Below are 24040 nucleotides of genomic sequence, written 5' to 3' on the forward strand. Positions count from 1 at the left end.
CAAATGTCATCGGGCTAGTCGCTGCCCCGGCGTTCGGCTTCGCGCTGCGCCCGGCGACTCCCGGGCCGCACCGGCCCGTCCCCGGCACCCGGGCGGGTACCGGCGTCGTTCCTTTCGTCCTTCTCGGAACCGGCCACGACGGCGGCAGCGGCCAGCGCGCCGGTGTCGTCAAGGTCGTCCGGACTGACGGCGGTCCCCGCGGCGGCAAGGCGCTTCATCCCGGTGGCCTTGACCACCAGGACGGCGATGAGGGTAGTGACCGGAATGGCAAGGACGAGGCCGATGGAGCCCACCAGGGTCCGGATGACTTCTTCCGACAGTTCGGCGCTGGTCAGGGCCTCGGCCAAGGGGCGGTCGTACAGCATCACAATAATCAGAATGGGAAGGGCGGCACCCGCATACGCAAAGGCGATGGTGTAGACCGTGGAAGCAATGTGGTCCCGGCCAATCCGCATCGCAGAGGAAAACAGCTTGCGGGCGCTGGTGTTCGGCGCCAGCTCATAGAGTTCCCAAACGGCCGAGGACTGGGTGATGGTGACGTCATTGAGGACACCGAGGCCGGAAATAATCAAACCGCACAGGATAATCCCGGAGATCGATATCTGCGGTGACATGTTCACCAACGTTGAAGCGTCGTGGTTTCCTACGCCCGCCAGGTTTGCTGCATCCGTGGCCCAGGCGGCCAGCAGGGCGGTGATTCCCAGGCCGAAGATGGTGCCCAGCAACGCTGTGGACGTTCTCGCCGAGAACCCGTGGGCAAAGTAGAGGACCCCGATCATGATCACCGTGGACCCCACGAGCGCCAGCAGGAGCGGTGGCTTGCCCTCCACCAGACCGGGCAGGATGAAGCTGACCAGGACGAAGTAGGCCCCCACCAGGCCCAGCAGGGCACGGAAGCCGCGCCAACGGGCAACAGCGATCACCACCACCGCGTACAGCACCGCCAGGGCGGCTATGGGGATGTTGCGGACAAAATCAACGAAGACGTACGCCGGGGCGCCGTTGCCCGCACTGCTTCCTTGGACGCCGGAAAGGTTCAGGTAGCGGATGGAGTCGCCGACATCCACCCCGTGGGACATCGCAACATCAGGGTTGATGACCACCTTGACCGCCTCGCCGCCCTTGTCCGGAACGGTGTAGGCGAAGGTGCACTGGGACCCGCCGGTTTGGTTGGACTGGCTGTTGCCGGGCTGGCTGCTGCCGGACTGGCTGCTGTTCGTTTGACCCGTCTGCGAGCAGCTCTCCACCACCACGCTCTGGATTTTGCCGGTATCGAAAGTGACCCCCGGGGCAGCCTGGTAGGGACTGGAAAAGTTGATTCCCTCCCGGCTGCCCGACGGCCACATAAGCAACATCGCCACGAGAGTGAGCACACCCAACGGCACCAGGACGGCCGCCAGCAGCCAGTTGGCCCGTTTACGGGAAGCGATCGCCTGCGGAGTTGGTTCCGAACCCTCGGAATGACCGTGGGAATGACTGTGGCCCATCAGCTGCAAAACCTCATGGGGTTAAGCCTACGTGGGACGGCAGTGCTCGCCGGACCTCCTTCTGGAGGATCCGGCGTCAGGATGATCCGGTGCTGCCTCGGGAACAGGTCAGGGAGCCCGCGGACCGTATCACCATCTGACGGCACAACTTGACGGCACAACTTGTCCGGGGACTTCTTAACTGGTTCTTAATTGTCCTGGCAGACGATGGGAAGAACGATACGTCCTGCCGAAGGGTCCCATCTTGCAAAAACCGCCATCCGGCCCTGTGCACCTACAGCGGCTGCCCGCTCACCGACACTGGCTGACCGTTGCGGTGGTGCTTGCGGTGGCCGTCATCACTGTTGGGCTGGCGGTCCAGTGGGTGCCAGGTTTCACGTCGGCTGAGTTGGCCGTGGACCAAGGCTTCAGCCGCAACCACATCCCCGTCCTGACTGGTTTGGCTTTGGCGTTGAACCTGCTGTTCGGACCTGTGGCCGGAGCGCTGATGGTGCTGGCCACTAGCCTGTACCTCGTCCTGATCCGAAGGTCGCCCCCGAAAGCTGTGCTCTTTGCCCTCACGGTGGGCTCAGGGTGGTTGACCTGCCAGTTGTTCAAGGTGGTCATCGGCAGGATCCGACCTGACCCGGACCTATTGCTGGATCCCCTTGTTCCGGAGCCAGTGTCCAACAGCTTTCCCAGCRGGCACACGTCTCTGGCTGTCGCCCTTGCCCTGGCGGCATATTTTCTCTCTCGAGGGAGCCGCGCGGAGAAACCGGTTCTCTGGATCGGAACAGGCCTGGCAGTGATCGTCGCATGGTCCCGCGTGTACATCGGAGCACACTATCCCCTGGATGTCGTGGCGTCGTTCCCGGCAACGCTTGCGGCCGTCGTGTTGATGGCTGGCCTATGGAACCGGTATGCCCCCTCGGTTTTTGCCCGGCTCCAGTCCACATCGTCGTCCCGGTCCCGCCGGAGTCCCCAGTGAAAGAAGCCCACATGGAAGCCCTCACGTTCGCCCCTGCACTGATCCACACCGAACTGCTGCCTATCCTGGATCCGGCAAGCCTCCTGCAGGGTCTGGGCCCTGCAACGCTGGCGGTCGTGGCTCTGATCATCTTTATCGAGTCCGGTGTCCTGTTTCCGTTCCTGCCGGGAGATTCGCTGCTCTTCACTGCCGGGCTCCTGCACCAGCAACTGAACCTGACATTGCCGGTATTAATCACCGTTGTGGCCGTGGCCGCCATTGCCGGTGACCAAGTGGGCTATCTGCTGGGCCGCCGGTTCGGCCGCCGATGGTTTTCGGACGACGCCCGGGTACTGAAGACTGCGCGCCTGACAAAGGCGGAGGAGTTCTTCCGTCTCCGAGGGGGCCCGGCCCTGCTCCTGGCGCGCTTTGTGCCCGTGGTACGGACCTTCGCGCCGCTGAGCGCGGGAATCGCGCGCTATGACTATAAATCCTTCGCTCTCTGGAATGTCACTGGGGCAATCCTCTGGGCGACCTCCGTGACCTTGCTTGGCTCCTGGCTGGGGCGGTTTGACTTCGTGTCGAAGAACATTGATCTCATAGCAATTGTCATGGTCCTCGTCTCCGTGTTGCCGTGGGGCATCGAGTTCCTCAAGCGCAAGCGGGCCCGTAAGCCGGAAAGTGACCAACAAGCGAGAATGGATTCGTGAGCACACCCACCAAGCCGTCCCTGCTTCTGGTCGAAGACGACACCGTCCTGGGACCGCTTATCGCCGAACTCCTCGAGCCGGACTACCAAATCCACGTCGCGGTAGACGGCCATGAGGGCCTGCATCTGGGACTTTCCCGGAGCTGGGATGTGATGGTAGTGGACCGGGGCCTGCCCGGCATGGACGGTGTCGCGCTGATTGGCGCGCTCCGGTCCAAAGGCATCGCCACCCCTGTCCTCATCCTTACCGCGCTCGGCGCAACAGATGAGAAGGTCAGGGGACTCGATGCGGGCGCCAATGACTACATGACCAAGCCCTTCGACGCGCTGGAACTGGGTGCGCGGCTGAGGGCGTTGACCCGCAATTACCAGCCAGAGCCCAAGACTTTCACTATTGGAGATTGGGAACTGGACCCTGCTGCCAGGTCCATCCGGTCCATCCATGGATTCCAAGCCTCCCTGACGGCGAAGGAGAGCGAACTGTTGGCTACGATGGCGGCGAAACCAGATCGCGTCTACACGCGCGAAGAGCTGCTCAATGCCACGTTAAGCCAGGGTGACCTGCCAGGGATGATCGATACCTACGTACACCACCTGCGACGAAAAATTTCGAAATCTGTTATTCGGACCGTGCACGGCTTGGGATATCAGATTGGTGATGCGAATGACTAAAGAACCCGCTTCTGGGGGTCAGGATCAAGCATTCCTGCGTCGGGCATCCCTGCGAATCGCTCTTCGCATCAGTGCCGCCTGCGCCATTGCGGTCCTGTGCCTCCTGGCGGCGGCTACGCTGTACCTGCTCAACCAGTCCGGCAGCCCGGAACCGGCTGAGCCGGGCGCGGTGTACGCCTATCTCGATACCAAGGATCTGATCAAAGCGATGACCATCGCCGGGGCGGTGGGAGTCCTGCTGGCCGGGGGTATTGGCTGGCTCAGCGCCCGCAGCGCGATCCGGCCGCTGGGCGAGGCACTGGCCATCCAACGGCGTTTCGTTCAGGACGCGAGTCACGAGATGCGCACGCCCCTGGCTATCCTGGACGCCAGAATTCAACTGGTGCAGCGCAGCACAACACCTGATACGGCGGACGGCCAAGCGCTGGCTAGAATCCGAAGCGACACGTCCGCCCTGACCGCGATCGTCAACGAACTCCTTGAATCCGCCAGCGGAGCGGCGCAGGAACCGTATGCTGTGGTGACTGACGTCGCTGGCGTTGCCCAGGACGTGGTGGACAGCGTCCGGCTGTTGGCTGCCAACCGGGACATTACCCTGAATTGTTCCAACCAGGGACAACCACGGGCGGTCATTGCGCCGCAAAGGCTTCACCGTGCAATCCTGGGTCTGGCGGAGAACGCCCTTGTCCATACTCCGGCAGGCGGCCAGATAGCGGTCGCCACCAACGTTGCCGGCGGCCAGGCCATCATTACCGTGACTGATACAGGCCCGGGCATCACCGGCATTGACCGGGACCGGATCTTCGACCGATTCGCCCGGACAACCCATCAAGGCGTGGGCCAGCAGCAGCGCAGTTTCGGCATCGGGCTGGCCCTTGTCCGCGACATCGCCGTCGCCGCCGGAGGCTCCGCTGACGTGGTTTCCACGGGCCCGCAAGGCACCTGTATGAGGATCATTCTCCCAATGTCCATGCCATAGGCTGGCCACGGGCATCCTCAACAGCTACCTGCTCCTCGGGCCTTCAAATATCGCCGGTAGCCCCATCACCGGCTCAATGGCGCTGGACGCAGCTGAACAGCGGCGCGGGAAGCGATGACCAAAACTGCGGTCAAAGCACCGGCCGCCATGATTCCGGCCAGCACCACGATCTGGAACCGTCCGGCCTCAAGCGGTGAAATGCCACCGAATATAGCCCCGACAAAAGCACCCGGCAGAGTCACAAGCCCCGTCGTCTTTGTTTGGTCTATGGACGGAATCAACGCCGAATACACAGTGTGGCGGGCCAGCTCCAGCATTGACTGACGAGGTGTCGGCCCAAGGCCAACCATCCTTCCACTTCCTCGAGCGTCACGGCAACACCGAGCCCCATGGATCCGCCCACGAGGCCAAGGTTCTTCCAACTCCAGCCCATCCGCCGGGTGGCCGTCATTGCAGCAACGGCAAACATGACCAGCAACGCTGCGGCAACAAACGATGGACTCGAGATGACACCGCTGAGGATGACACTGATGACCATCAACTGCACCGTCCCCCTCGGGATCGCCAGAGCCGGCGCCCACCGGTAGGGCACCCGATAAACGGTCAGCACTACCGCGGTCAGGGCCACGAGGAGGACGACGCCCAGCAAGGTAGGCCCAAAGGCCTCGATCATCGTCATCCAGTTAGCTTATCGACGCCATGCCGAGCCATAGGTGCCGTTTACGTGCGGACTCCCGACTCAGGCCGGCGCGATGTTCTGGTTTACGCGGAAGAGGTTGTCGGGGTCGTATTTGGCTTTGACCGCTACCAGCCTTTCCCAGTTAGGTCCGTAATTGTCCGCGATTCGGTTCTGGTCCTCGGAGTCCATGAAATTGATGTATCCACCAGCTTCCGAGTGCGGGGCCAACGCAGCTGCATATGCTCGGGCCCATGCGATGTTTGCTTCGTTGTCCGCAGGGTCGGGCCACTGGGTGGCGATGACCGGAGCGAACTTCATGTCGCGGTGGGCAAAGGCAGTGTCCTGCACGCCTACGCGGGACACTGCTCCATCTATGGGATAGACGTGGACCGCAGTGTTGACGCTGGTCACTGTGGCCCCGAACTGTGCGTGGGCAGCGATCGCGCCGTCGTTGAGATCGCGCAGGAAGTTGGCTTTCCAATACCCCTGCATGCCTTTCTGGTTGAGCCCGTCAAATGCCACATTCAGGGCCGGATACGGCATGGGAGCCACCATGGAGCCCGCCACCGGGGCGGCGTCCAGGAAGGGCTGCCAGCGAGCCTCGCCTTCGGCTGGATCGCCCGTCCACATTCCCACGACGACGCAAACGGACTTTCCGTGCCATTCCTCGGGGAGGAAAGGAACGGGCGGTCCTTGGTGGAAGCCCAGGAAGGCGCCGAACTCTTCGGGCGCGGATGCTATGTAGTCGCGGTAGAACCGGGCAACAGCCGGGATGTTCTCGGCACCATAAATGATGATTCCCGCATGGACCATATCCACGGGATGGAGCTGGAACTCGAGGGAAGTCACCACGCCGAAGTTTCCTCCCCCGCCACGAATGGCCCAGAACAGGTCTTGATTTTGTTCGTCGCTGGCGATCAGGAAGTTGCCATCGGCGGTCACCACATCCGCAGAGACCAGGTTGTCGCAGGAGAGCCCGTACTTTCTTGCCAGGTAGCCAATTCCCCCGCCCAAGGTCAGACCCGCCACACCGGTGGATCCCACGATGCCGCCGGTGGTGGCGAGCCCGAAGGCATGGGTGGCGTGGTTGAAGTCGGCCCAGGTAGTACCTGCCTCGGCACGGGCCCTGGAATTTTGCGGGTCCACCCGCACCCCCGGGCGATTAACGAAGTCCAGAACCAATGCGTCGTCCCACGTGCCGAATCCGGGAGCGCTGTGCCCACCTCCCCTGATGGCCAGTGGCATGGAGTTTTCCCGGGCGAAGTTCACGCCGGCGATGACGTCGGAGACCTGGGCTACACGGATGACGCCGGCAGGACGCTTGTCCACCATGGCGTTGAAGACGGCGCGTGCCGCGTCGTAGTCAGGATCTTCGGGAGTCACGAGTTGTCCGCGCAACTGTTCTCGGAGCCCGTCGAGGGCGATTTTGTTCATAGTGCTTACCATCGATTCAGACGTGAGACCGGATGTTTCCACACGCTTCTCCCCCCGGATGTGATGGCGTGGGGGCTTACTTCGATAGGACTACTCCTGAGCGTTTGCCGCGTCAAGAACCTTCGGGAACCACCCCGGAAACGGCAAATCCTGCCTGACCCATGAAACATGGGCCAGACAGGATTGCCAGTAGTCCAACGGCGACCGCGACGCCGTCGATCGCTCAGTCGCTCAGTCGCTCACAATCAACGTATCCGCACCCCGGACATGGGCCTTACCGGATTCCAGCAGCGGCCCAAGGACTGTCCGCAGGGCCGTCATGGACTCATCGACTTCAAGCAACACTGGGTGCTGATAGGCAATGAGCGCCAGCAGATCCCGCACCGCAAACGCAGCGTCCTCGGCGGACAGACTGGGATCGTGCCCAAGGAAGACGTCCGACGGTTCGTCGGTGCCACCCTGGGCGTAGCTGATGGCAAAAGCCTGGATCTTTCCCTTGCGGCTCGCCGGAACACCATCGCCGAAGGCGCTGGCTTTGGGTGCCCGCAGCACAATGGCACCATGGGCGCCGGTGAGATCGTGCAGGAACAGTCGCTGGACAGTGGCGATGCTCAGCTCCCCCGGGCTGTCCCAATGATGGACGTGGGAGTAGTACTTACCAACAACGTCGCTGAGCTCAACCGAGCCGGTCGCAAGATCCTCCACCCGCTCCGATGCTGCTTCCTCGGAACCGTCCCCGAAACGCGGCAGCGTCAGGGGCTCAGGATCCACCACCACCAGCTGGGAGCGCTGGATCGGTGCCAGCCCGGCGGCAGCGGCGAACGCCGCACCTGCAGTGTCCGGTTCAACTTTGCTGCGGAGCTTGGAAACGCCCGACGGCGAGTTCCCGGCTTCGCGGCGAAGCATCGTCAGGAGGGTGGCACCAACGCCGCTGCGGCGGTGGTCCTTGGCAACCTCGATGTAGGCCCACAGGCGTTCCGGGTGCAGGGAAGCCTCGTGGACCACGCCGGCGGCAACGGGAATCCGTACGCCGTCGACTACGTCCTCGGCCACGATGCACCGGCGCCACGGTTGGTTGCTCGATGGTGCAAGGGCAGCACGGAACTGTTCTGCCGGGAGGGTCTCAGGACCACCCCAGATTTCCAGAAGGGCGAGGTCGTCGCCTTCCTTCCATTCGCGGTATTCCAAGGCCATGGCTAAGCGCCGATCAAACGCGCGGCCAGGTAGCCCTCAACCTTGTCCAGGGAAACGCGTTCCTGGCTCATGGTGTCGCGCTCACGGATGGTCACGGCCTGGTCTTCGAGGGTGTCAAAGTCCACGGTGATGCAGAACGGCGTACCGATTTCGTCCTGGCGACGGTAGCGGCGGCCGATGGCACCGGCGTCGTCGAAGTCGATGTTCCAGTTCTTGCGCAGCTGGGCGCCCAGCGCCTTGGCCTTCGGGGACAGGTCCTCGTTGCGGCTCAGCGGCAGGACGGCAGCCTTGACCGGTGCCAGGCGCGGATCCAGCTTCAGTACCGTGCGGACGTCGACGCCGCCCTTGGCGTTGGGTGCCTCGTCCTCGGTGTAGGCGTCGATCAGGAACGCCATGAAGGAGCGGGTCAGGCCGGCGGCGGGCTCGATGACGTACGGCGTGTAGCGCTCGTTGGTGGCCTGGTTGAAGTAGCTCAGGTCCGTGCCGGAGGCCTTGGCGTGGGTGGAGAGGTCGAAGTCCGTGCGGTTGGCGATGCCCTCGAGCTCGCCCCACTCGGAACCCTGGAAGCCGAAGCGGTACTCGATGTCCGTGGTGCCCTTCGAGTAGTGGCTGAGCTTCTCCAAGGGGTGCTCAAAGAAGCGCAGGTTCTCTTCGCGGATACCCAGGCCCGTGTACCAGGACATGCGTTCCTTCATCCAGTACTGGTGCCACTCTTCATCCGTGCCGGGCTCGACGAAGAACTCCATCTCCATCTGCTCGAACTCGCGGGTGCGGAAAATGAAGTTGCCCGGCGTGATTTCGTTGCGGAAGGACTTGCCGATCTGGCCGATGCCGAACGGCGGCTTCTTGCGCGAGGTGGTGAGCACGTTGTTGAAGTTCACAAAGATTCCTTGTGCCGTTTCCGGGCGCAGGTAGTGCATGCCTTCGTCACTGGCCACGGGGCCAAGGAAGGTCTTCAGGAGGCCGGAGAATTCCTGGGGTTCGGTCCACTGACCACGCGTACCGCAGTTGGCGCAGACGATGTCCGCCAGGCCGTTCTCTGCCGGGCGGCCCTTCTTTTCCTCATACTCTTCTTCGAGGTGGTCCGCGCGGTAGCGCTTGTGGCAGGAGAGGCACTCAACCAGGGGATCGGAGAAGACCTCCACGTGGCCGGACGCTTCCCATACCTGGCGGGGCAGGATAACGGAGGAATCCAGGCCCACTACGTCCTCGCGGCCGCGGACCATGCTTTGCCACCACTGGCGCTTGATGTTTTCCTTCAGCTCTGCGCCGAGGGGGCCGTAATCCCAGGCAGAACGGGAGCCACCATAGATTTCACCGGCCTGGAAGACAAAGCCCCTCCGCTTGGAGAGGGAAATGACCTGGTCAAGGACGGATTTTGCTGCCATGGGTGACTCCATTTGTTCTACAGGGCCGCTGGGTGCGGTCCGCGGTGGTTTGACCCCGGATTCCGGACGAGGTTGTCCGGCGGGGTTTGGGGGAAATTTACTGACTCCTACCCTACCGGCCTTTCGCCGCACCTCTCCGTGCGAAAGCTCCCTTGGGCCAGGGCAAGGTGGCGACGATGATCGCGGCGAGGGTGAGGACCGTACCCAGCACCGTGGGCAAGGCGACCACCGCGCCGGGGCTGGGGATCACGACGTCGAGCACCAGAGACCCGACCAACTGCCCGGCAATCATGCCCAGGCCGGTGATCAGCACGCCCAGGCTGCGGACCAGCAGGGCCGCCAGCCCGATAAAGACGCAACCCATGGGGCCACCGAGGTAGTACCACCACTCAGCCGGAAGCGGATTACCCGGTCCCGCGACGGCGAGCTTGATGAGCCACGCTGTCCAGAGAACCGCTGAACCTGCCACGAAGTTGACCAAGGTCGCCGCCACGGGCGTGCCGTAATGAACCGTGGCGGTGCCGTTCATGGCTTGCTGGAAGCTCATCAGGAAGCCTGCAGCCAAGGGAAGAAGGACGGGCAGCACCAGCGAGGCGAGGTCGGCGTCTCCGCCGAAGCGCGGCGAGACAGCCCAGGCGACGGCGGCGACGGTCAGGACGCTGCCGAGGACCCGCACCCCTGTGATGGCGCGGCGCCCTCCCGGCCCGATGCCCATGCGGTCAACGAGCAAACCGCTCAGCGTCTGCCCTGTCACGGCTGCCACGGTGAACAGCGCGACTCCGAGCAGTGCCACCGTGAAAGACTGCGCGAAGACGAACAATGCACCGATCGCACCGGCCATGACGTAGAAGCGGGGAAAGCTGCGGTTCCGCACGGCGGGGATGATTCGTTGGAGACCGGCTCTTCCTTTGGGCGTCGCCAAGGATATCGCGCTGATCAGCAGCAGGCCTGTGGTGAAGCTCACCACAGCTGCGGCGATGCCGTCGTCGAGTTTGGCGCCGAGCGCCCCGTTGATCCTTCCCTGCAACGGAATGACCAGGCCCGTTGCTACTGCAATGGGCAGGCCAACGGCCAACGGAAGGGCTGAACGGGGAGAAGGCTGCGGCACCGTCTCAACACTACTTCAGGCATCATTGCTGTATGAGCAACCCCGAAATTGAAGAGATCCCCATCCGTGACGACATGATCCGCCTTGGCCAACTGCTCAAGCTCGCCAGCTTGGTGGAGGACGGCGTAGAGGCCACGGAGCTCATCAAGAACGGCCTGGTGAAGGTCAACGGCGAGATCGATGAACGGCGCGGCCGCCAACTCCACGCCGGTGACACCGTGACCGTCAACGGTCAGACAGTGCGGATCACCACCGCCTGAAACAACGCCCCTTAGGGGGCGAGGACCTTGTGGGTGAGGAACTCGCCTACGTGCCCGATTTCCTGCTGGTTGATGCCGTGCCACATGCCCGTGTAGAGGACCTTGGTAAGGTCCACATGCTTGCGGACCCAGCCCATGGTGTATTCGATCTTGTCCGGCGTAATGACAGGATCCTGCTGGTCACGGCCCCAGAACATCGGCACCGATCCGTCCAGCTCGTCGTCCTTGAACGCGGCGTCGCCACCGGCGTCGATCACGAAGCCTGAAAGCCCGACGACGGCCGCGAAGTCCGCGGGACGGTACCGGAGCATGGTGGTCGCCATGGCCATGCCCATGGAGAAGCCAAGAAGCGTAACCGAGGAATGGTTGACCTTTACCGTGTCCAGCCATTCCAGGGCGTATTCGGCGGCAAGCTTCACGGCGTCCAGGGAGTAGTCGATGGACGCAGTGAGCGGGAACCACGTAAAACCCGGGCCCATGGGCATCGGTGCACGCAGCGATGCCACGACGAACCCCTCGGGGAGGAGCCCGGCCAGGCTGAAGAGATCGTCCTCGTTGGATCCGTAGCCGTGCAGCAGGACCAGGAGGGGCTTGCCGGCGCGTTCGGCTTCCTCGTGGGACCAGAGGACAACAGGTGCTGGAAAAGCGGGGGCTTCAGTCATGCCTCCATTCTTGCAGTTACCCGTAAGTAACAACCTACGGTGGCGTAGGTCGGCCCTCTGGGGGCAGGATATGAGCGTGAGTGAGAACAATCATTTAGTGAAACCGGGCGAACCCGCCCAAAAGCACCCGTGGAGCCGTTACGTGGCGTTGGGTGATTCGTTCACGGAAGGCATCGGCGATCCCGAACCTGCCAATCCCGGCGGTTACCGCGGCTGGGCGGACCGTGTCGCCGAAGAGCTGGGACGCGGACACGAGGACTTCGCCTACGCCAACCTCGCCATCCGGGGCCGGTTGCTGCAGCAGATCGTCGACGAGCAAGTCGGCCCCTGCCTGGAACTGCAACCGGACCTCGTCTCCATTTCCGCCGGAGGAAACGACCTCATCCGCCCCGGCGGTGATCCCGACCTTCTGGCCGAGAAACTCGACGCCGCCGTCGGCGAATTGGGCTCGGGTGGGGCCACGGTGGTCCTCTTCAACGGTCCGGATACTGCGTCCTCGGTCCTTGGCCGCATCCGGGGCAAAGTTGCCATCTACAACGAGAACCTGCGAACGGTCGCAGCCCGCCATGACGCCATCATTGCCGACATGTGGTCCTTGCGGCAGCTCGCTGACACCCAGATGTGGGATGCCGACCGCCTGCATTTCTCCCCCCTGGGCCACCACACCATCGCCATGATGGTCCTGGAGGCATTGAACGTCCAGCACACCCTGGAGCCGCTGGTACCCAAGGCCCTTCCTCCCCGGACATGGCGGGAAGCCCGCTCATCGGACCTGGTCTGGGCACGGGAATACTTCGTACCTTGGGTTATCCGGAGGCTCCGTCACCAATCGTCCGGCGACGGCATCACGCCAAAGCGTCCGACGCCGGGACCGGTCTTTGGTGCCGCCGGTACCGTGATGCCGCGGAGCTAGCCGGGAGCGATGGGCCGGTGAACCAGCATGGCGAGTGATGACTCTCCCCGTACAGCGGGGGTCCGGCAGTTGCGTCTCCGACGGCAACAGTTACGTCCTCCCCTGGGTGCAGCTCCAGGGGATGTGGTGCGCAATCTCCTGGCCGTCCAGTCGCAGGAATTCGCCTATGCCCGTTGGACCGTGGCGCAGCGGACGCCCTCGAGCACTGCAGCTGCAGTAGAACAGGCCGTTGCCGACGGAACCATCCTGCGGACGCACATCCTGCGCCCCACATGGCATTTTGTGCACAGGGATGACTTGGGCTGGTTGATGGCGTTGTCCGCTGACCGGCTGCATCAAGGCAACAAGGGCATGTACAAGCGGACCGGGGTGGACGGGGAAACTGCCGCCCACAGTGGGAGGATTCTTGCAGCAGCCGTGGCGGATGGTGCCCACAAGACCCGCGAGGAGTTGGCTGATGTTCTGGGCCAGGCCGGCTTTCCCGGCAAGGGGCTGGGTTTCATCTACCACCTCATGCACGCCGAAATCAGCGGCATTCTGGTGAGCGGCGCTCCGGTTCGTTCGGCTGGAGGAGCCCTGAAGCAGACCTACGCTTTGTTCTCCGAACGCGTCACCGCTCCTTTTTCCGGGCCGCTCAGCGGAGCGGACCGGGAACACGCCCTGGGGCAGATGGCCCTGCGGTATTTCAGCAGTCGCGGACCGGCTACCGTGAAGGACTGTTCGGCGTGGTCCGGGCTGACCATGAAAGACGTCACGTTGGGACTCAACGTCGCCGCGGAATTATCACCGGGAACGTTGGCCCGGGTCTCCTTCGATGACCTGGACTTTTACGGCGCCTCGGCTGACGTAGAAGCCCTGGAGGCTCCTGCCGGTCCAGCGGCCGGTTCCGTGCTCCCCCGCGTCGACCTCATCCAATGCTTCGACGAATACGTGATGGGGTACTCGCAATCCCGCCACTACCTGGGCGGCACCGCACCGTACTTGCCTGAGGACAACGGCCCCATGCATGTAGTCCTCGTGGACGGCAGGCTGGCCGGATGGTGGCGGCACAGCTTCGCAGGGGGCATGTGCGGGCTCGAAGTCCGGATGGACAAGCCGACAACCAAGGAAGAGCAGATGGCCCTGGAAGCCGAAGCGGAACGCTACGGGATTTTCCTGGGCATGGAGGCCAAGCTGCTGTGATGGGCACAGGGCTAAGCTGGGGTTAAGACCTAGGAGGCCTGCACTGTGAACAATCTGATCTTCTGGATCATCGTCTGCTCGTGGCTGATTCCCATGGGAATCCGCATGTACAACCGGTCCAAGGCCCGCCGCCTGCAGAACGGGAATTTTCGTGGTCAGGATTATCCGCAACAGGGTTTCCCACCACAAAATTACCCGCCGCAGGACTACCCGCAACAGAATTACCCGGGCTACCCGCCAGGGCCGGCAGTCATCCGCCCTGCAGACGAGGCTCCGCAGGTCGCGCCGCCGTCGAACGCCTCCTACCCAAGCGGTTCCTACCCAAGCGATTCCTACCGGGCCGGACAGCCCGCTCCCGCGCCGTTTCCCACTGCCGGTTCCGAGCCCCAGGGCTACCGCGCCCGCAAGCTGGCTGAACTGGATGCGAAGTTCACCAATGGCCAGATCGCCATGGAGGACTACATGAAACAACGCGGGGAGATCATGAACGGCTAGGCACGTCCACAAACAGGCAACTCTACGAACAGGCTCCTCACGGTCAGGCGAAGAACGCCCCGCGAAGCTGCTCCGACAATTGGCCGATTTCCGTGAGGAAGCCATCGTGGCCGATCGGCGCCTGGATGGTGTGGACCGGAACATTCCCCGGCAGTGCTGCCGCCAGTTCCTTGGACTGGGCCGGGAAGTACAGCCTGTCCGTGTCCACAGCAGCAACAAAGAACTCGGCGGTGGCACGCGAAAGTGCTTCCTGCAGTGTGCCCCGTCCCCGCCTGATGTCGTGGGACATCAACGCTTCGGTGATGGCGATATAGCTGTTGGCATCGAACCGCCGCACAAGCTTTGTCCCCTGGTGGTCCAGGTAGCTTTCCACCTGGTAGCGACCACGCTCCCCCAGGACTGCTGCGGAGAGCGGCGTTTCCTGATGTTGGGCTTCCCTGCCGAAGCGGAGATCCAGTTCCAGGGCGGAACGGTACGTGATGTGCGCAATCCGGCGGGCCAGGGCAAGTCCGTGTTCCGGAGCCGGACCGCCGTAGTAGTCCCCATTGTTGAAGTGCGGGTCCTGCCGGATGGCCAGGGTTTGGGCCTGCGCAAAGGCAATCTGCTCGGCGGTGCTGTAGGCTCCCACCGAAATGACGGCGCAGCGGTTGACCCTCTCCGGGAACGTGACAGCCCATTCGAGGGCCCTGGCCCCACCCATCGAGCCGCCCAGGACCGCGTGCCAGGATTCAATCCCCAAGAGGTCCGCCAAACGGGCCTCAGCAACCGTGCTGTCGCGAAGAGTGACCAGGGGGAACCGGGAACCCCACGGCTTGCCGTCCGGCGCATCGGAGGACGGGCCGGTGCTGCCATAGCAGCCGCCCACGATATTGATGGAGACAACGAAGAACCTGTTGGTGTCGATGGTGGCGCCCGGACCCACCAACTGCTCCCACCACCCTTCCTCGTCCGTGGCTCCGCGGGCAACGTGGGTGCTGCCCGTCAGCGCATGCTGGATGAGCACGGCATTGGACGCGTCGGCGTTGAGTCGTCCCCAGGTTTCGTACGCCAACACGACGTTGGGGAGGTGACCGCCGGCTTCGAGCGCCAGCGGCCCTATGCCCGCGTACTTGACGGTTCCGTCTTCTTCTCCGGATTTGGGAAGTGCTGTAGCAGTGATGGTCATTCCTTTGACACCTAACTTCGCGCTTGCCCGTCGCCTTGCGTGCGAACAGGCCAGGTCTTCACCCGGGGCACCCCACCGCGGAAGGAGGGTTGCCGGCCAGCAAGCCGGGGCTATCTGCTGGCACTCATGACCTAATACGTAGAGTCTAGGAAAGACACCACCGTTATGGCGAAGAATGTGACACCAGTGTGACGTTCAAGGGCAGCTTCATTCACGAAAGAGCACTCCGGGGTGCCGTCCGGCGAATAATCGTCGATGTGGACGACACCCCGGGTCCGTCAGCCGGGTGCGTCAGCTGCAGGCGTGGACTGCCCGTTCAGGCGCCCTTGGCCGCGCGGAAGCCGGCTTCGAGGTCGGCAATGATGTCATCGATGTGCTCAATGCCCACGGACAAGCGGACTAGGCCCGGGTTGACGCCGGCGGCTACCTGCTGCTCGACCGTCAGCTGGCTGTGCGTGGTCGACGCCGGGTGGATGACCAGGGAGCGGACGTCACCGATGTTGGCGACGTGGGAGTGCAGCTCCAAACCGTCCACGAAGCGCTTGCCGGCCTCTACGCCACCCTTGATGTTGAAGGCCACGATGGCTCCCGTGCCCTGGGGTCCGTACTTGCGGCCCCGCTCGTACCAGGGGCTGGACGGCAGGCCCGCATAGGCGACCGATTCGACGTCGTCATGCGCTTCCAGCCACTCGGCCACCTTGGTGGCGTTGGCGACGTGGCGCTCCACCCGCAGGCTCAAGGTTTCCAGGCCCTGGGCAATGAGGAACGCGTTGAACGGCGACACGGCCGAGCCGAGGTCGCGAAGGAGCTGGACACGGGCCTTCAGGATGTAGGAAAGGTTGGCTCCGAGCGCTCCGTCCTTGCCCAGGTCGCGGGCGTAAACCAAGCCGTTGTAACTGGGGTCCGGGGTGTTGAAGCCGGGGAACCGCTCCGGGTCCTTGCCGAAGTCGAAGTTGCCCGAGTCCACGATCACGCCTGCGATCGCCGAACCGTGTCCGCCGAGGTACTTGGTTGCGGAGTGGACCACAATGTCCGCGCCCCACTCGATGGGCCGGATGAGGAACGGCGTGGAGAGGGTGTTGTCGACGATGAGAGGCACGCCTGCCTCGTGCGCGACACCGGCGACGCCTTCGATATCCAGCACGTCCTGGCGTGGGTTCGAGACGACTTCACCAAAGAACAGCTTGGTGTTCGACTGGACGGCCGCACGCCACTGCTCGAGGTTGTCCGGGTCCTCGACGAAAGTCACGGAGATGCCGAACTTCTTCAGCGTGTGGGCCAGCAGGTTGTACGTGCCGCCGTAGAGGCTGGGGCTCGCGACGACGTGGTCGCCGGCCTCGGCGATGTTCAGGATGGCAAAGGTCTCGGCTGCCTGGCCCGAACTGAGCAGCAGTGCACCCAGACCGCCTTCGAGGCTCGCGACGCGCTGTTCCACGGCGTCCTGCGTGGGGTTGCCTATCCGGGTGTAGATCGGAGCCAGTTCGGCCAGGGCAAAGCGGTTGGCCGCGCTTTCAGCACTCGGGAAAACGAACGACGTTGTCTGGTAGATCGGCAGGGAACGCGCGCCCGTGGCGGCATCCGGCTCTTGGCCTGCGTGGATCTGGCGGGTTTCGAAAGACCATCCTTGGGACATGGAATTCTCCTGTTCGTGGCGCGTGTGGTCGGCGGAATAGCTGCGGGAAGGAAGCTGCGGCCAGTCTAGGAAGTGTCCGGGTCCTTGGACAGCTTTGTGACGCCAGCAGAATATATGGGCTCTTTTGCGACCTTCCATGACGCCCGTCGCGAGATCCCACCTTAGTTAGGGTTGGCTTAGCTGAGACACCGATCACAAAGTGCCAAGATGAAGCCATGCGCATGGATCACGTCTCTTACGCCTGTGAACGAGATGGCCTCTTGGCCACTACCGAACGAATTTCCGCGGCTCTGGGAGTGGACGCAGTCCGGGGCGGAGTGCACCCGCGCTTCGGCACCCGGAACATGATCATTCCCCTTGCGGATAACAAGTACCTGGAAGTCGTGGAGGTCCTGGACCACCCTGCTTCCGACAAAGCACCCTTCGGCCAAGCTGTCCGTGCACGCTCAGCCGCCGGCGGCGGTTGGATGGGCTGGTGCGTGGCAGTTGACGACCTCGCCCCGTTTGAGGAACGCCTCGGTCGCGCAGCAGTCCCGGGCAACCGCAAGTTCCCTGACGGCCGCGAACTGGTGTGGCAGCAGATCGGCATCCTCGGCTTGATCGCCGATCCCCAGGTGCCGTACCTGCTCAAGTGGGAGGGCGACCCCTCACTTCACCCGTCCAAGGTGTACGAGAGCGATGTGAAGATGTCCAGCCTCACGATCGCGGGCTCCGCCGAACGCGTGACCGAATGGCTGGGCGAGCCAGTGGAGAAGCCTCTCGAGGACGTCGCGGTCCAGTGGATAGCACCACGCGGCACGCCGGGCATCATGGCCGTCACTTTCGAAACCGCCTCCGGAGCCGTCACCATCTGACCGTTCCCCTGATCCGGGCTGGTCCCGGCCCTGGACACCGCTGTCCAAACAATGCTTCGGCCGCCATCAGCGGGTGCCAATGACGTCACCCACCGATGGCGGCCGGATACATTTAACGGCTGCAACGGCTTTCACGGCTGCTCAGCCCAGGCCCACCGCTTTGCCGAACAGGCTGAATCCAACGAATGCCACAATGTCCAGCAGGGCATGGGCAATCACCAAGGGCATCACCCTCTTGGTCTTGGTGTAGATCCACCCAAAGACCAGGCCCATCACCACATTGCCGATGAACGGGCCAAAGCCCTGGTAGAGGTGGTAACTCCCGCGAAGGAGGGCGCTGACGACGATGCCCGCCGGAACGCTCCAGCCGAACTTGCCGAAGCGGTCCAGGAGATACCCCACCACAATCACTTCTTCCACAATGGCGTGTCGCACGGCGGAGAGAATCAGCACGGGAACCGTCCACCAGTAGGCATCCAGGCCGCTGGGCACAATGGCAGTGGTGATTCCCAGCGCCCGGCCGGCCGCGTAGAGGCCAAGGGACGGTATGCCGATAAGCGCCGCGAGGCCCAGGCCCTGAAGCAGATCCTTGCCGGGGCGGACCAAGTTGAAGCCGAGCCGGGCGAACGCCGAACCTTCACCGTCCCTGGTGGCCTGGACGTGCGTGGACAGGAAGTAGAACACCAGCGCCACGGGCACCAGGGCGAACAGGATATCCAGAAGCTGGTACGTGAGATCGAAATATTCGCGGGTGCTCTGGGACCTGTTCAGCGTGGACGTTGCATCAGCCAGCGGCGCCCGCGTCATCTTGTCGAGCAGTTGCACCACGGAGTAGACAGCCGACTGGCCCAGGGAAAGGCCCAGGACAATGAGCACTTCGGCGCGCAGCCGGCGACGGGAAGCAAGGAACATGTACCTATCTTGCCCGCAGTTCCTGCCTCTTTGCCGGGAACCGCCGCCCTATGCTTGGTGGGATGGGTGCCCCAGAGAGAATATTCATGATCCGGCACGGACAATCCGCCGCGAACGCCGACACGTCCATCTACAACCGCGTGCCGGATTATCGGATTCCGCTGACGGACCAGGGCGTCGAGGAGGCGCGGTTGGCCGGCGAGGACCTGCGGCGCAAACTCGACGGGCAGCAGGTCTGCGTCTATGTTTCCCCCTATTTGCGCGCCTACCAGACGCTGGAAGCCCTCAACTTGGGGTCCCTGATTGAGCGTGTCATCGAGGAGCCGCGGCTCCGTGAGCAGGACTGGGCCAATTTCCAGATCGCCGGGGACATTGAGGACCAGAAGGAACTCAGGAACCTCTACGGCCACTTCTTCTACCGCTTCCGCGAAGGCGAATCAGGCTCGGACGTCTACGACCGGGTGTCGTCCTTCATGGAGACGCTTTACCGGCACTGGCAGAAGCCCACGTACGCACCGAACACCCTGTTGGTGACGCACGGGCTGACGATGCGGCTGTTCTGCATGCGCTGGTTCCACTGGACGGTGGAGTACTTTGAGTCGCTCAACAATCCGGGCAACGCTGAGCTGCGCACGCTGCTCAAGAACGACGACGACCAATACAGCCTGGATCTGCCGTTCAGCCAGTGGGTGCCCAGGGAAGTGGACGATTCGGTGCTCCACGCCCCAAGGATGCGGTTCTAGGGGTCCGTCAGCCTGCCGGTGCGACGATGACTTCCGTGCCGTTGGCTTCGAACGCCGCTTTGTCGTCGGGGCTGATCCCGGAATCGGTGATGAGGTGCCTGAAGTCGTAGCCGGCCATGGCGGCGAAAGAGCGCCGGCGCACCTTTGAGGAATCGGCCACCACATAGGATTCCGTGGCTCGGCGTGCCATCACGGTGTTCACCATGGCTTCGCCCTCATCAGTGATGGTGGGGCCGAGGTCCGGGTCCACGCCGTTGACGCCAATGAAGGCGATGTCCAAGGCGACCTTTTGCATGATCACGTCTGTGTACGGTCCCACCAGCTCATAGGACCGCGGGTTCAGGATGCCGCCGGTGACCATGATCTTGATGTTGGGGCGCACCGCCAGTTGGGATGCGATGTTGATTGCATTGGTCACCACGGTAAGCGTGGGCCTGTTCGAGGGTGCGTTGAGGTCTTCGCGGGTGGACAGGAGCTGGGCCAAGGCGGTGTTGGTGGTTCCGCCGCTCAGCCCTATGACCGCTCCGGGACGGATCAGCGCGGAGGCCGCGAGCGCAATTTCCTGCTTGGCCTCGGCGTGGTCGTCACGGTTGTATCGTCCGGGAAGGTCGTATGCCACCGATCCCGTCGTGGCGCCTCCCCTGGTGCGGCTCAGCAGCCGCTGCTTGGCGAGGCTGTCCAGATCCCTGCGGGCCGTGGCAGGTGACACGCCTAGACGCGTCACGATGTCCTCGACTTCCACGTGGCCGGATTCGGCCAAGAGATCGAGGATGGCGGTCAGCCGATCGGTGCGGGTCATGACAAGCCTTTCGCGGTTTCCGGCTATTTCGCTTTGGCGAACAGCGTCAGCATACGTGCCGACTCCAGCACCAGGGCCTCCCGGCCGGCCTTGATGTACTTCCGGGAATCCACCACTGCGGGGTTGGCAGCGAGGTACTCACGGACGGCGCGGGTGAAGAACCCGTTCAAATGTGTGGATACGTTGATCTTAGTCATACCAGCGCCGATAGCGGATACGAGCATCTCATCTGTGACACCGGATGAGCCATGAAGAACCAGTGGTTTTCCAACGGCGGACTTCAGGCGGGTGATCAGGTGCAGGTCCAGCGCTGCGCTGCGCTCCGTCATGGCGTGGGACGAACCGACGGCCACAGCGAGTGCGTCCACTTCCGTGGCCTCAACGAAATCCCGGGCCTCGGACGGGTCGGTCCTGACACCCGGTGCGTGGGCTCCGTCCTTGCCTCCAACTTTTCCGAGCTCGGCCTCAACGTATACACCGCGCTCGTGCGCGTATTTGGCGACGCGGCGCGTGACCTCAACGTTCCACTCATAAGGCAAGTGGGCGCCGTCGTACATCACGGAACCGAACCCGAGGTCGACGGCGGCGAGCGCCAGGTCTTCGGACTCGGCGTGGTCGAGGTGGAGGGCGACGGGTACAGAGGCCGAACGCGCGATCGCGAGCGCTGCGGACGCGATGGGTTCCAGGCCGCCGTGGTACTTGGCGCAGTTCTCGGAGATTTGGAGAATCAGCGGAACGCCGGCGGCCTCGGCACCTCCCACCAGGCCCTCCGCAGTTTCAATGTGGATGACATTGAACGCGCCTTGGCCGGTGCCGGCGGCAGCTGCCTTGTCCATCAGTTCCCGCGTGTTGACCAGGGTCACCGGGTCTCCTTCCATGTCACGATCAGTTGGTCCTGCAGTTCCTGGTACCGCGGCGAGATCTCGCCTGCTGCCGGCATGAGCACGGCTGCTGCGGACCAGGCGGTGGCACGGCGAAGAATCTCGCGCGGCTCGGTGATGCCTTCGGCGAGCGCGACGGCGGCAGCCGCCACACCGGCGTCGCCCGCCCCTGTGGGGTTGCCGCTGAGCGACTCAGGCAAGCGCGCACTCCAATAACCGCCGGGGGCGGCGTGGTCGAAGGCGAGCATGCCGTCCGCTCCGGCGCTCACCAGCACAGTGCGGGCGCCCATGTCGATCAAAGAGAGGGCCGCTGCCTGGAGGCTGGACTCCCCCGTGGCTTCGGCGAGTTCATGGTGGTTCGGCTTGAGGATGTCCGCGCCGGCCTTGGCTGCGGCGATGATCCCGGGACCGGAGGTATCGATGATGGCGGGAATGCCGGCGTCGTGAGCCAGACGGACCAGCTCCGGGTAGAAGTCAGCGGGAGCGCCGGGAGGCAGGCTGCCGGAACCGACCAGTACTGAGGCGGGGAGGTTGCGGTTTCCGGTGACGGCTTCGGCGACGGCGGTGCGCAGGGAGCGCCACTCATCGGGAAGCAGCGCCTGGCCTTCCTCGTTGAAGATGGACGTTTCGCCGCCCACGGTGTCCACCAGGGCAATGCTGCGGCGCGTCTCTGCAGCGACCCCCACCAGGATGTGCGGCACTCCGCTGGTCCAGAGTTCGGCCGCCAGGGTCTGGCCCGCGGCACCGCCTGTGGGCGCTATGGCCAGCACCGGGTATCCGAGTTGGTGCGTCACACGGGCAACGTTGATGCCTTTGCCCCCGGCACGGCTGATGGGAGTGGGGACGCGGTGGCTGGCGCCTTCAGTGATGCCATGGACGGTATACGTCATGTCGATGGCAGGGTTCGGCGTGACTGTGATGATGCGGTTCACTTTGGCTCGCTTCATTGTCCGGCTCCCAGCAGCTTGCGTGCGTTGTGGGCGGCACCGAGCAGGCCTGCGTCCTGACCCAGCTGGGCACGGATCAGATGGGGGCGGCGTTGGAAATCCAGGGTCTGGTCAACCCGGGCGCGCAGGGGCTGCAGGAGGTCCTCACCGGCCTCGGCGAGGCCTCCACCGATCACCACCGCTTCGGTGCCGATGATGTTGACGCATTGGCAGATGGTGAAGGCGAGCGCGTCCATCGCCTCTGCCCATACGCGTTCCGCCAGGGCGTCGCCGGACTTGGCCCTGAGCAGCACGCTGCGGGCGCCGTTGACCTTGTTTCCCGACTTCAGGTGGTAGCGCTTTGCGATGGCCCCGGCTGAACCGACGGCTTCCAGGATGGTGGCCGCGGTGCCGCCAGGGCCGACGTCGGGATCCGGAACCTGCGCGTGGCCGAGTTCGCCGGCGAAACCCCCGGCAGTAACGGCTTTGCCTCCGGAGAAGACTGCGGCCGCGATGCCGGTGCCCACCACCATGACGACAACGTCGCTGAACTCCCTGGAGCCCCCCAGCGCGTGCTCAACGGCAGCGGCGGAGCGGACGTCGTGGTCGAAGGCCACCGGAATCCCGAGACGCCTTTCGGCTTCGGCCGTGAAGGGAAAGTTCCGCCATCCGAGGTTGGCCGAGTAAACGCCCACCCCTGCCACCGAGTCGACAATGCCGGGGACGATGATTCCGGCGGCTTTGGCAGGGGTGCCCGGGAACTCGGCAGCCAGCTCGGCGGCGAGCTCTGCCAGCCGCTCAACGACGGCTTCGCCAGGACGTGCCGGGTCCAGTGGCGTGGGGACGCGGCGCATGCCCAACACCACGCCCTTGGCATCCACCAAACCGGCTTTGATGTCGGTCCCGCCAACATCGAATGACAGCACCGGTGATTCTGCGGCTCCGAGAACCATGACGTGTACCTAGGCGGAGGCGTCGAGAATGACCGAGCGGGTCAGGTTGCGCGGCAGGTCCGGGTTCAAGCCACGGACCCGTGCACGCTCGAGGGTGACCTTATGGACCCGGGCGAGCTCGGCCAGGGGGTGCTTGTCCGTGTGGAGGTAGAGGGCGCCGGTGGCGGCCATGTCCTGGTCCAGTCCTTCGGGCTGGGTGCCGAACAACCAGGTAACCCTGCCGGGAGCGGCGATGGAGATCGGACCGTGGCGGTATTCCATGGCCGGGTAGGACTCGGTCCAGCCTTGGACGGCTTCGCGCATTTTGAGGCCGGCCTCGTGGGCCAGTCCTACCGTCCATCCCGTGCCGAGGAAAGTGAATTGCTCGGCGTCCAGGAGCTCCTGCGGGACCGGAGCGGAGACGGCGTCGCGGGCATCGGCGATGGCCTGCTGCACGTCGATGTCGAGGCTGGTCAGCATGTACACCAGCGCGGTGGTGGCGAAACGGGTCTGCACCACGGAGCGCTCGTCGGCATACTGGAGGCCGATCACGGTGTCGGCCAGTTCGATGATGGGCGAGGTGGTGTCTCCGATGATCGCGACGGTGGGGACGATGCCCTTCAGCGCGGCGAGGATCTCCAGCACTTCGGTGGTGGTCCCGGAGCGCGTGATGGCCACGACGGCGTCGTACTGACGGTCCGCACTGTTGCTGTTAAGGAAAGCCTCGGAGGCCGCAAAGGCGTCCGTGACCCCTTTGCCTGCGGATTCGCGGGCAGCTGCGTAGCTTTGGGCCATGAACCATGACGTGCCGCAGCCAATGACGGCGATGCGTTTTCCATCTGCGGGAAGCAGGTCTTCGCTGCGGGCCTGCTCAACGGCGCGCTGCCATACGACAGGCTGGGAAACCAGCTCTTCCTCCATGAAGGCACCCAGTATGTTCTCGCTCATCGTGTGTTTCGCTCCCGCTCAAGTAATGACGTTTTTTGATCTATAGAAACACTAAACGATCATTTTCGATCTCACAAGGATCATCTACTGGAGAAGACTGCTCATTTGCCGCTCATGACGGAAGAGGTCCCGCCCACGT

Annotated in this window: 25 protein-coding genes, 1 pseudogene and 1 riboswitch; of the genes and pseudogenes, 10 read left to right on the forward strand and 16 right to left on the reverse strand. The window is 63.7% G+C overall.

The window, feature by feature from the left end; genetic code table 11:
- Positions 1-14: 14 nt before the first annotated feature.
- The gene (locus tag AB4Y81_RS08510) at positions 15-1487 is read right to left on the reverse strand and encodes a YibE/F family protein (protein WP_189075826.1); all 1473 of its coding nucleotides are present in this window, start codon (positions 1485-1487) and stop codon (positions 15-17) included.
- A 244-nt stretch (positions 1488-1731) separates the two neighbouring features.
- On the opposite strand from AB4Y81_RS08510, the gene AB4Y81_RS08515 reads away from it, so the two are divergent.
- The 4 genes from AB4Y81_RS08515 to AB4Y81_RS08530 are packed head-to-tail and all read left to right on the forward strand — an operon-like array spanning position 1732 to position 4793.
- The gene (locus AB4Y81_RS08515; RefSeq protein WP_441995667.1) at positions 1732-2454 is read left to right on the forward strand and encodes a phosphatase PAP2 family protein; all 723 of its coding nucleotides are present in this window, start codon (positions 1732-1734) and stop codon (positions 2452-2454) included.
- 11 nt (positions 2455-2465) lie between these two features.
- Positions 2466-3143 carry a DedA family protein gene (locus AB4Y81_RS08520; protein WP_441995668.1) on the forward strand — a complete coding sequence of 226 codons (678 nt, stop codon included), beginning with the start codon at positions 2466-2468 and terminating at the stop codon, positions 3141-3143.
- The gene (locus AB4Y81_RS08525; RefSeq protein ID WP_039240455.1) at positions 3140-3814 is read left to right on the forward strand and encodes a response regulator transcription factor; all 675 of its coding nucleotides are present in this window, start codon (positions 3140-3142) and stop codon (positions 3812-3814) included. The genes AB4Y81_RS08520 and AB4Y81_RS08525 overlap by 4 nt, the downstream gene beginning before the upstream one ends.
- Positions 3807-4793, forward strand: a complete 987-nt coding sequence (locus AB4Y81_RS08530) for a sensor histidine kinase (protein WP_039240454.1) — start codon at positions 3807-3809, stop codon at positions 4791-4793. The genes AB4Y81_RS08525 and AB4Y81_RS08530 overlap by 8 nt, the downstream gene beginning before the upstream one ends.
- A 65-nt stretch (positions 4794-4858) precedes the next feature.
- Here AB4Y81_RS08530 and AB4Y81_RS08535 read toward each other — a convergent pair whose 3' ends face one another.
- The 6 genes from AB4Y81_RS08535 to AB4Y81_RS08560 form a co-directional block, all read right to left on the reverse strand.
- A complete protein-coding gene (locus tag AB4Y81_RS08535) occupies positions 4859-5143 on the reverse strand; it encodes an ABC transporter permease (RefSeq protein ID WP_307807985.1) in 285 nt (94 codons plus the stop codon).
- On the reverse strand, positions 5071-5472 hold the full coding sequence (locus AB4Y81_RS08540) for an ABC transporter permease (RefSeq protein ID WP_307730319.1): 402 nt from the start codon (positions 5470-5472) through the stop codon (positions 5071-5073). Before AB4Y81_RS08540 ends, AB4Y81_RS08535 begins: the two co-directional genes overlap by 73 nt.
- Before the next feature lie 60 nt (positions 5473-5532).
- Positions 5533-6906 (reverse strand): FAD-binding oxidoreductase, encoded by a 1374-nt coding sequence (locus AB4Y81_RS08545; RefSeq protein WP_189075827.1) that lies wholly within the window; start codon positions 6904-6906, stop codon positions 5533-5535.
- A 231-nt stretch (positions 6907-7137) separates the two neighbouring features.
- Positions 7138-8100: a GNAT family N-acetyltransferase gene (locus AB4Y81_RS08550; RefSeq protein WP_189075828.1), complete on the reverse strand. Its 963-nt coding sequence runs from the start codon at positions 8098-8100 to the stop codon at positions 7138-7140.
- Positions 8101-8102: 2 nt separating this feature from the next.
- A complete protein-coding gene (locus tag AB4Y81_RS08555) occupies positions 8103-9488 on the reverse strand; it encodes a glycine--tRNA ligase (RefSeq protein WP_018777456.1) in 1386 nt (461 codons plus the stop codon).
- A gap of 112 nt (positions 9489-9600) precedes the next feature.
- On the reverse strand, positions 9601-10596 hold the full coding sequence (locus AB4Y81_RS08560; RefSeq protein ID WP_018777455.1) for a DMT family transporter: 996 nt from the start codon (positions 10594-10596) through the stop codon (positions 9601-9603).
- A 32-nt stretch (positions 10597-10628) separates the two neighbouring features.
- Between AB4Y81_RS08560 and AB4Y81_RS08565 the strand changes: the two genes are divergently transcribed.
- The gene (locus AB4Y81_RS08565) at positions 10629-10856 is read left to right on the forward strand and encodes an RNA-binding S4 domain-containing protein (protein WP_018777454.1); all 228 of its coding nucleotides are present in this window, start codon (positions 10629-10631) and stop codon (positions 10854-10856) included.
- A gap of 11 nt (positions 10857-10867) precedes the next feature.
- Here AB4Y81_RS08565 and AB4Y81_RS08570 read toward each other — a convergent pair whose 3' ends face one another.
- Positions 10868-11518 (reverse strand): alpha/beta hydrolase, encoded by a 651-nt coding sequence (locus AB4Y81_RS08570; protein WP_189075829.1) that lies wholly within the window; start codon positions 11516-11518, stop codon positions 10868-10870.
- Positions 11519-11588: 70 nt separating this feature from the next.
- On the opposite strand from AB4Y81_RS08570, the gene AB4Y81_RS08575 reads away from it, so the two are divergent.
- Genes AB4Y81_RS08575 through AB4Y81_RS08585 form a run of 3 tightly spaced genes read left to right on the forward strand, consistent with a single transcriptional unit; the run spans position 11589 to position 14108 of the window.
- A complete protein-coding gene (locus AB4Y81_RS08575; protein ID WP_189075830.1) occupies positions 11589-12431 on the forward strand; it encodes an SGNH/GDSL hydrolase family protein in 843 nt (280 codons plus the stop codon).
- Positions 12432-12458: 27 nt separating this feature from the next.
- Positions 12459-13613: a winged helix DNA-binding domain-containing protein gene (locus tag AB4Y81_RS08580; RefSeq protein ID WP_039240449.1), complete on the forward strand. Its 1155-nt coding sequence runs from the start codon at positions 12459-12461 to the stop codon at positions 13611-13613.
- Between the two features lie 45 nt (positions 13614-13658).
- Positions 13659-14108, forward strand: a complete 450-nt coding sequence (locus AB4Y81_RS08585; protein WP_064721838.1) for a hypothetical protein — start codon at positions 13659-13661, stop codon at positions 14106-14108.
- Between the two features lie 43 nt (positions 14109-14151).
- Here the strand turns inward: AB4Y81_RS08585 and metX are convergent, their stop codons facing one another.
- Positions 14152-15273, reverse strand: coding sequence for a homoserine O-acetyltransferase MetX (gene metX, locus AB4Y81_RS08590; protein WP_039240446.1), 1122 nt, complete (start codon positions 15271-15273; stop codon positions 14152-14154).
- 14 nt (positions 15274-15287) lie between these two features.
- Positions 15288-15405: riboswitch (SAM riboswitch) on the reverse strand.
- Positions 15406-15589: 184 nt separating this feature from the next.
- A pseudogene (locus tag AB4Y81_RS08595) lies at positions 15590-16927 on the reverse strand (bifunctional o-acetylhomoserine/o-acetylserine sulfhydrylase); the annotation flags it as partial.
- Positions 16928-17121: 194 nt separating this feature from the next.
- Between AB4Y81_RS08595 and AB4Y81_RS08600 the strand changes: the two are divergent.
- Positions 17122-17760 (forward strand): VOC family protein, encoded by a 639-nt coding sequence (locus AB4Y81_RS08600; protein WP_018777448.1) that lies wholly within the window; start codon positions 17122-17124, stop codon positions 17758-17760.
- A 141-nt stretch (positions 17761-17901) separates the two neighbouring features.
- On the opposite strand, the gene AB4Y81_RS08605 is transcribed toward AB4Y81_RS08600, so the two are convergent.
- Positions 17902-18672: a CPBP family intramembrane glutamic endopeptidase gene (locus AB4Y81_RS08605; RefSeq protein ID WP_189075831.1), complete on the reverse strand. Its 771-nt coding sequence runs from the start codon at positions 18670-18672 to the stop codon at positions 17902-17904.
- Between the two features lie 86 nt (positions 18673-18758).
- Here AB4Y81_RS08605 and AB4Y81_RS08610 point away from each other — a divergent pair, with 86 nt between their 5' ends.
- Positions 18759-19415 (forward strand): histidine phosphatase family protein, encoded by a 657-nt coding sequence (locus AB4Y81_RS08610; protein WP_441995669.1) that lies wholly within the window; start codon positions 18759-18761, stop codon positions 19413-19415.
- Positions 19416-19422: 7 nt separating this feature from the next.
- Here AB4Y81_RS08610 and AB4Y81_RS08615 read toward each other — a convergent pair whose 3' ends face one another.
- Genes AB4Y81_RS08615 through AB4Y81_RS08635 form a run of 5 tightly spaced genes read right to left on the reverse strand, consistent with a single transcriptional unit; the run spans position 19423 to position 23901 of the window.
- Positions 19423-20214, reverse strand: coding sequence for a DeoR/GlpR family DNA-binding transcription regulator (locus AB4Y81_RS08615; protein ID WP_018777445.1), 792 nt, complete (start codon positions 20212-20214; stop codon positions 19423-19425).
- Between the two features lie 23 nt (positions 20215-20237).
- Positions 20238-21092: a class II fructose-bisphosphate aldolase gene (locus AB4Y81_RS08620; RefSeq protein ID WP_079581028.1), complete on the reverse strand. Its 855-nt coding sequence runs from the start codon at positions 21090-21092 to the stop codon at positions 20238-20240.
- A complete protein-coding gene (locus AB4Y81_RS08625) occupies positions 21074-22042 on the reverse strand; it encodes a 1-phosphofructokinase family hexose kinase (protein WP_441995670.1) in 969 nt (322 codons plus the stop codon). The genes AB4Y81_RS08620 and AB4Y81_RS08625 overlap by 19 nt, the downstream gene beginning before the upstream one ends.
- Positions 22039-22974, reverse strand: coding sequence for an ROK family protein (locus tag AB4Y81_RS08630; protein ID WP_441995671.1), 936 nt, complete (start codon positions 22972-22974; stop codon positions 22039-22041). The genes AB4Y81_RS08625 and AB4Y81_RS08630 overlap by 4 nt, the downstream gene beginning before the upstream one ends.
- 9 nt (positions 22975-22983) lie before the next feature.
- Positions 22984-23901 (reverse strand): SIS domain-containing protein, encoded by a 918-nt coding sequence (locus AB4Y81_RS08635; RefSeq protein ID WP_018777441.1) that lies wholly within the window; start codon positions 23899-23901, stop codon positions 22984-22986.
- Between the last annotated feature and the right edge of the window lie 139 nt (positions 23902-24040).

This window comes from Paenarthrobacter sp. TAF1, assembly GCF_052113825.1.
Taxonomy (GTDB): Bacteria; Actinomycetota; Actinomycetes; order Actinomycetales; family Micrococcaceae; genus Arthrobacter; species Arthrobacter nicotinovorans.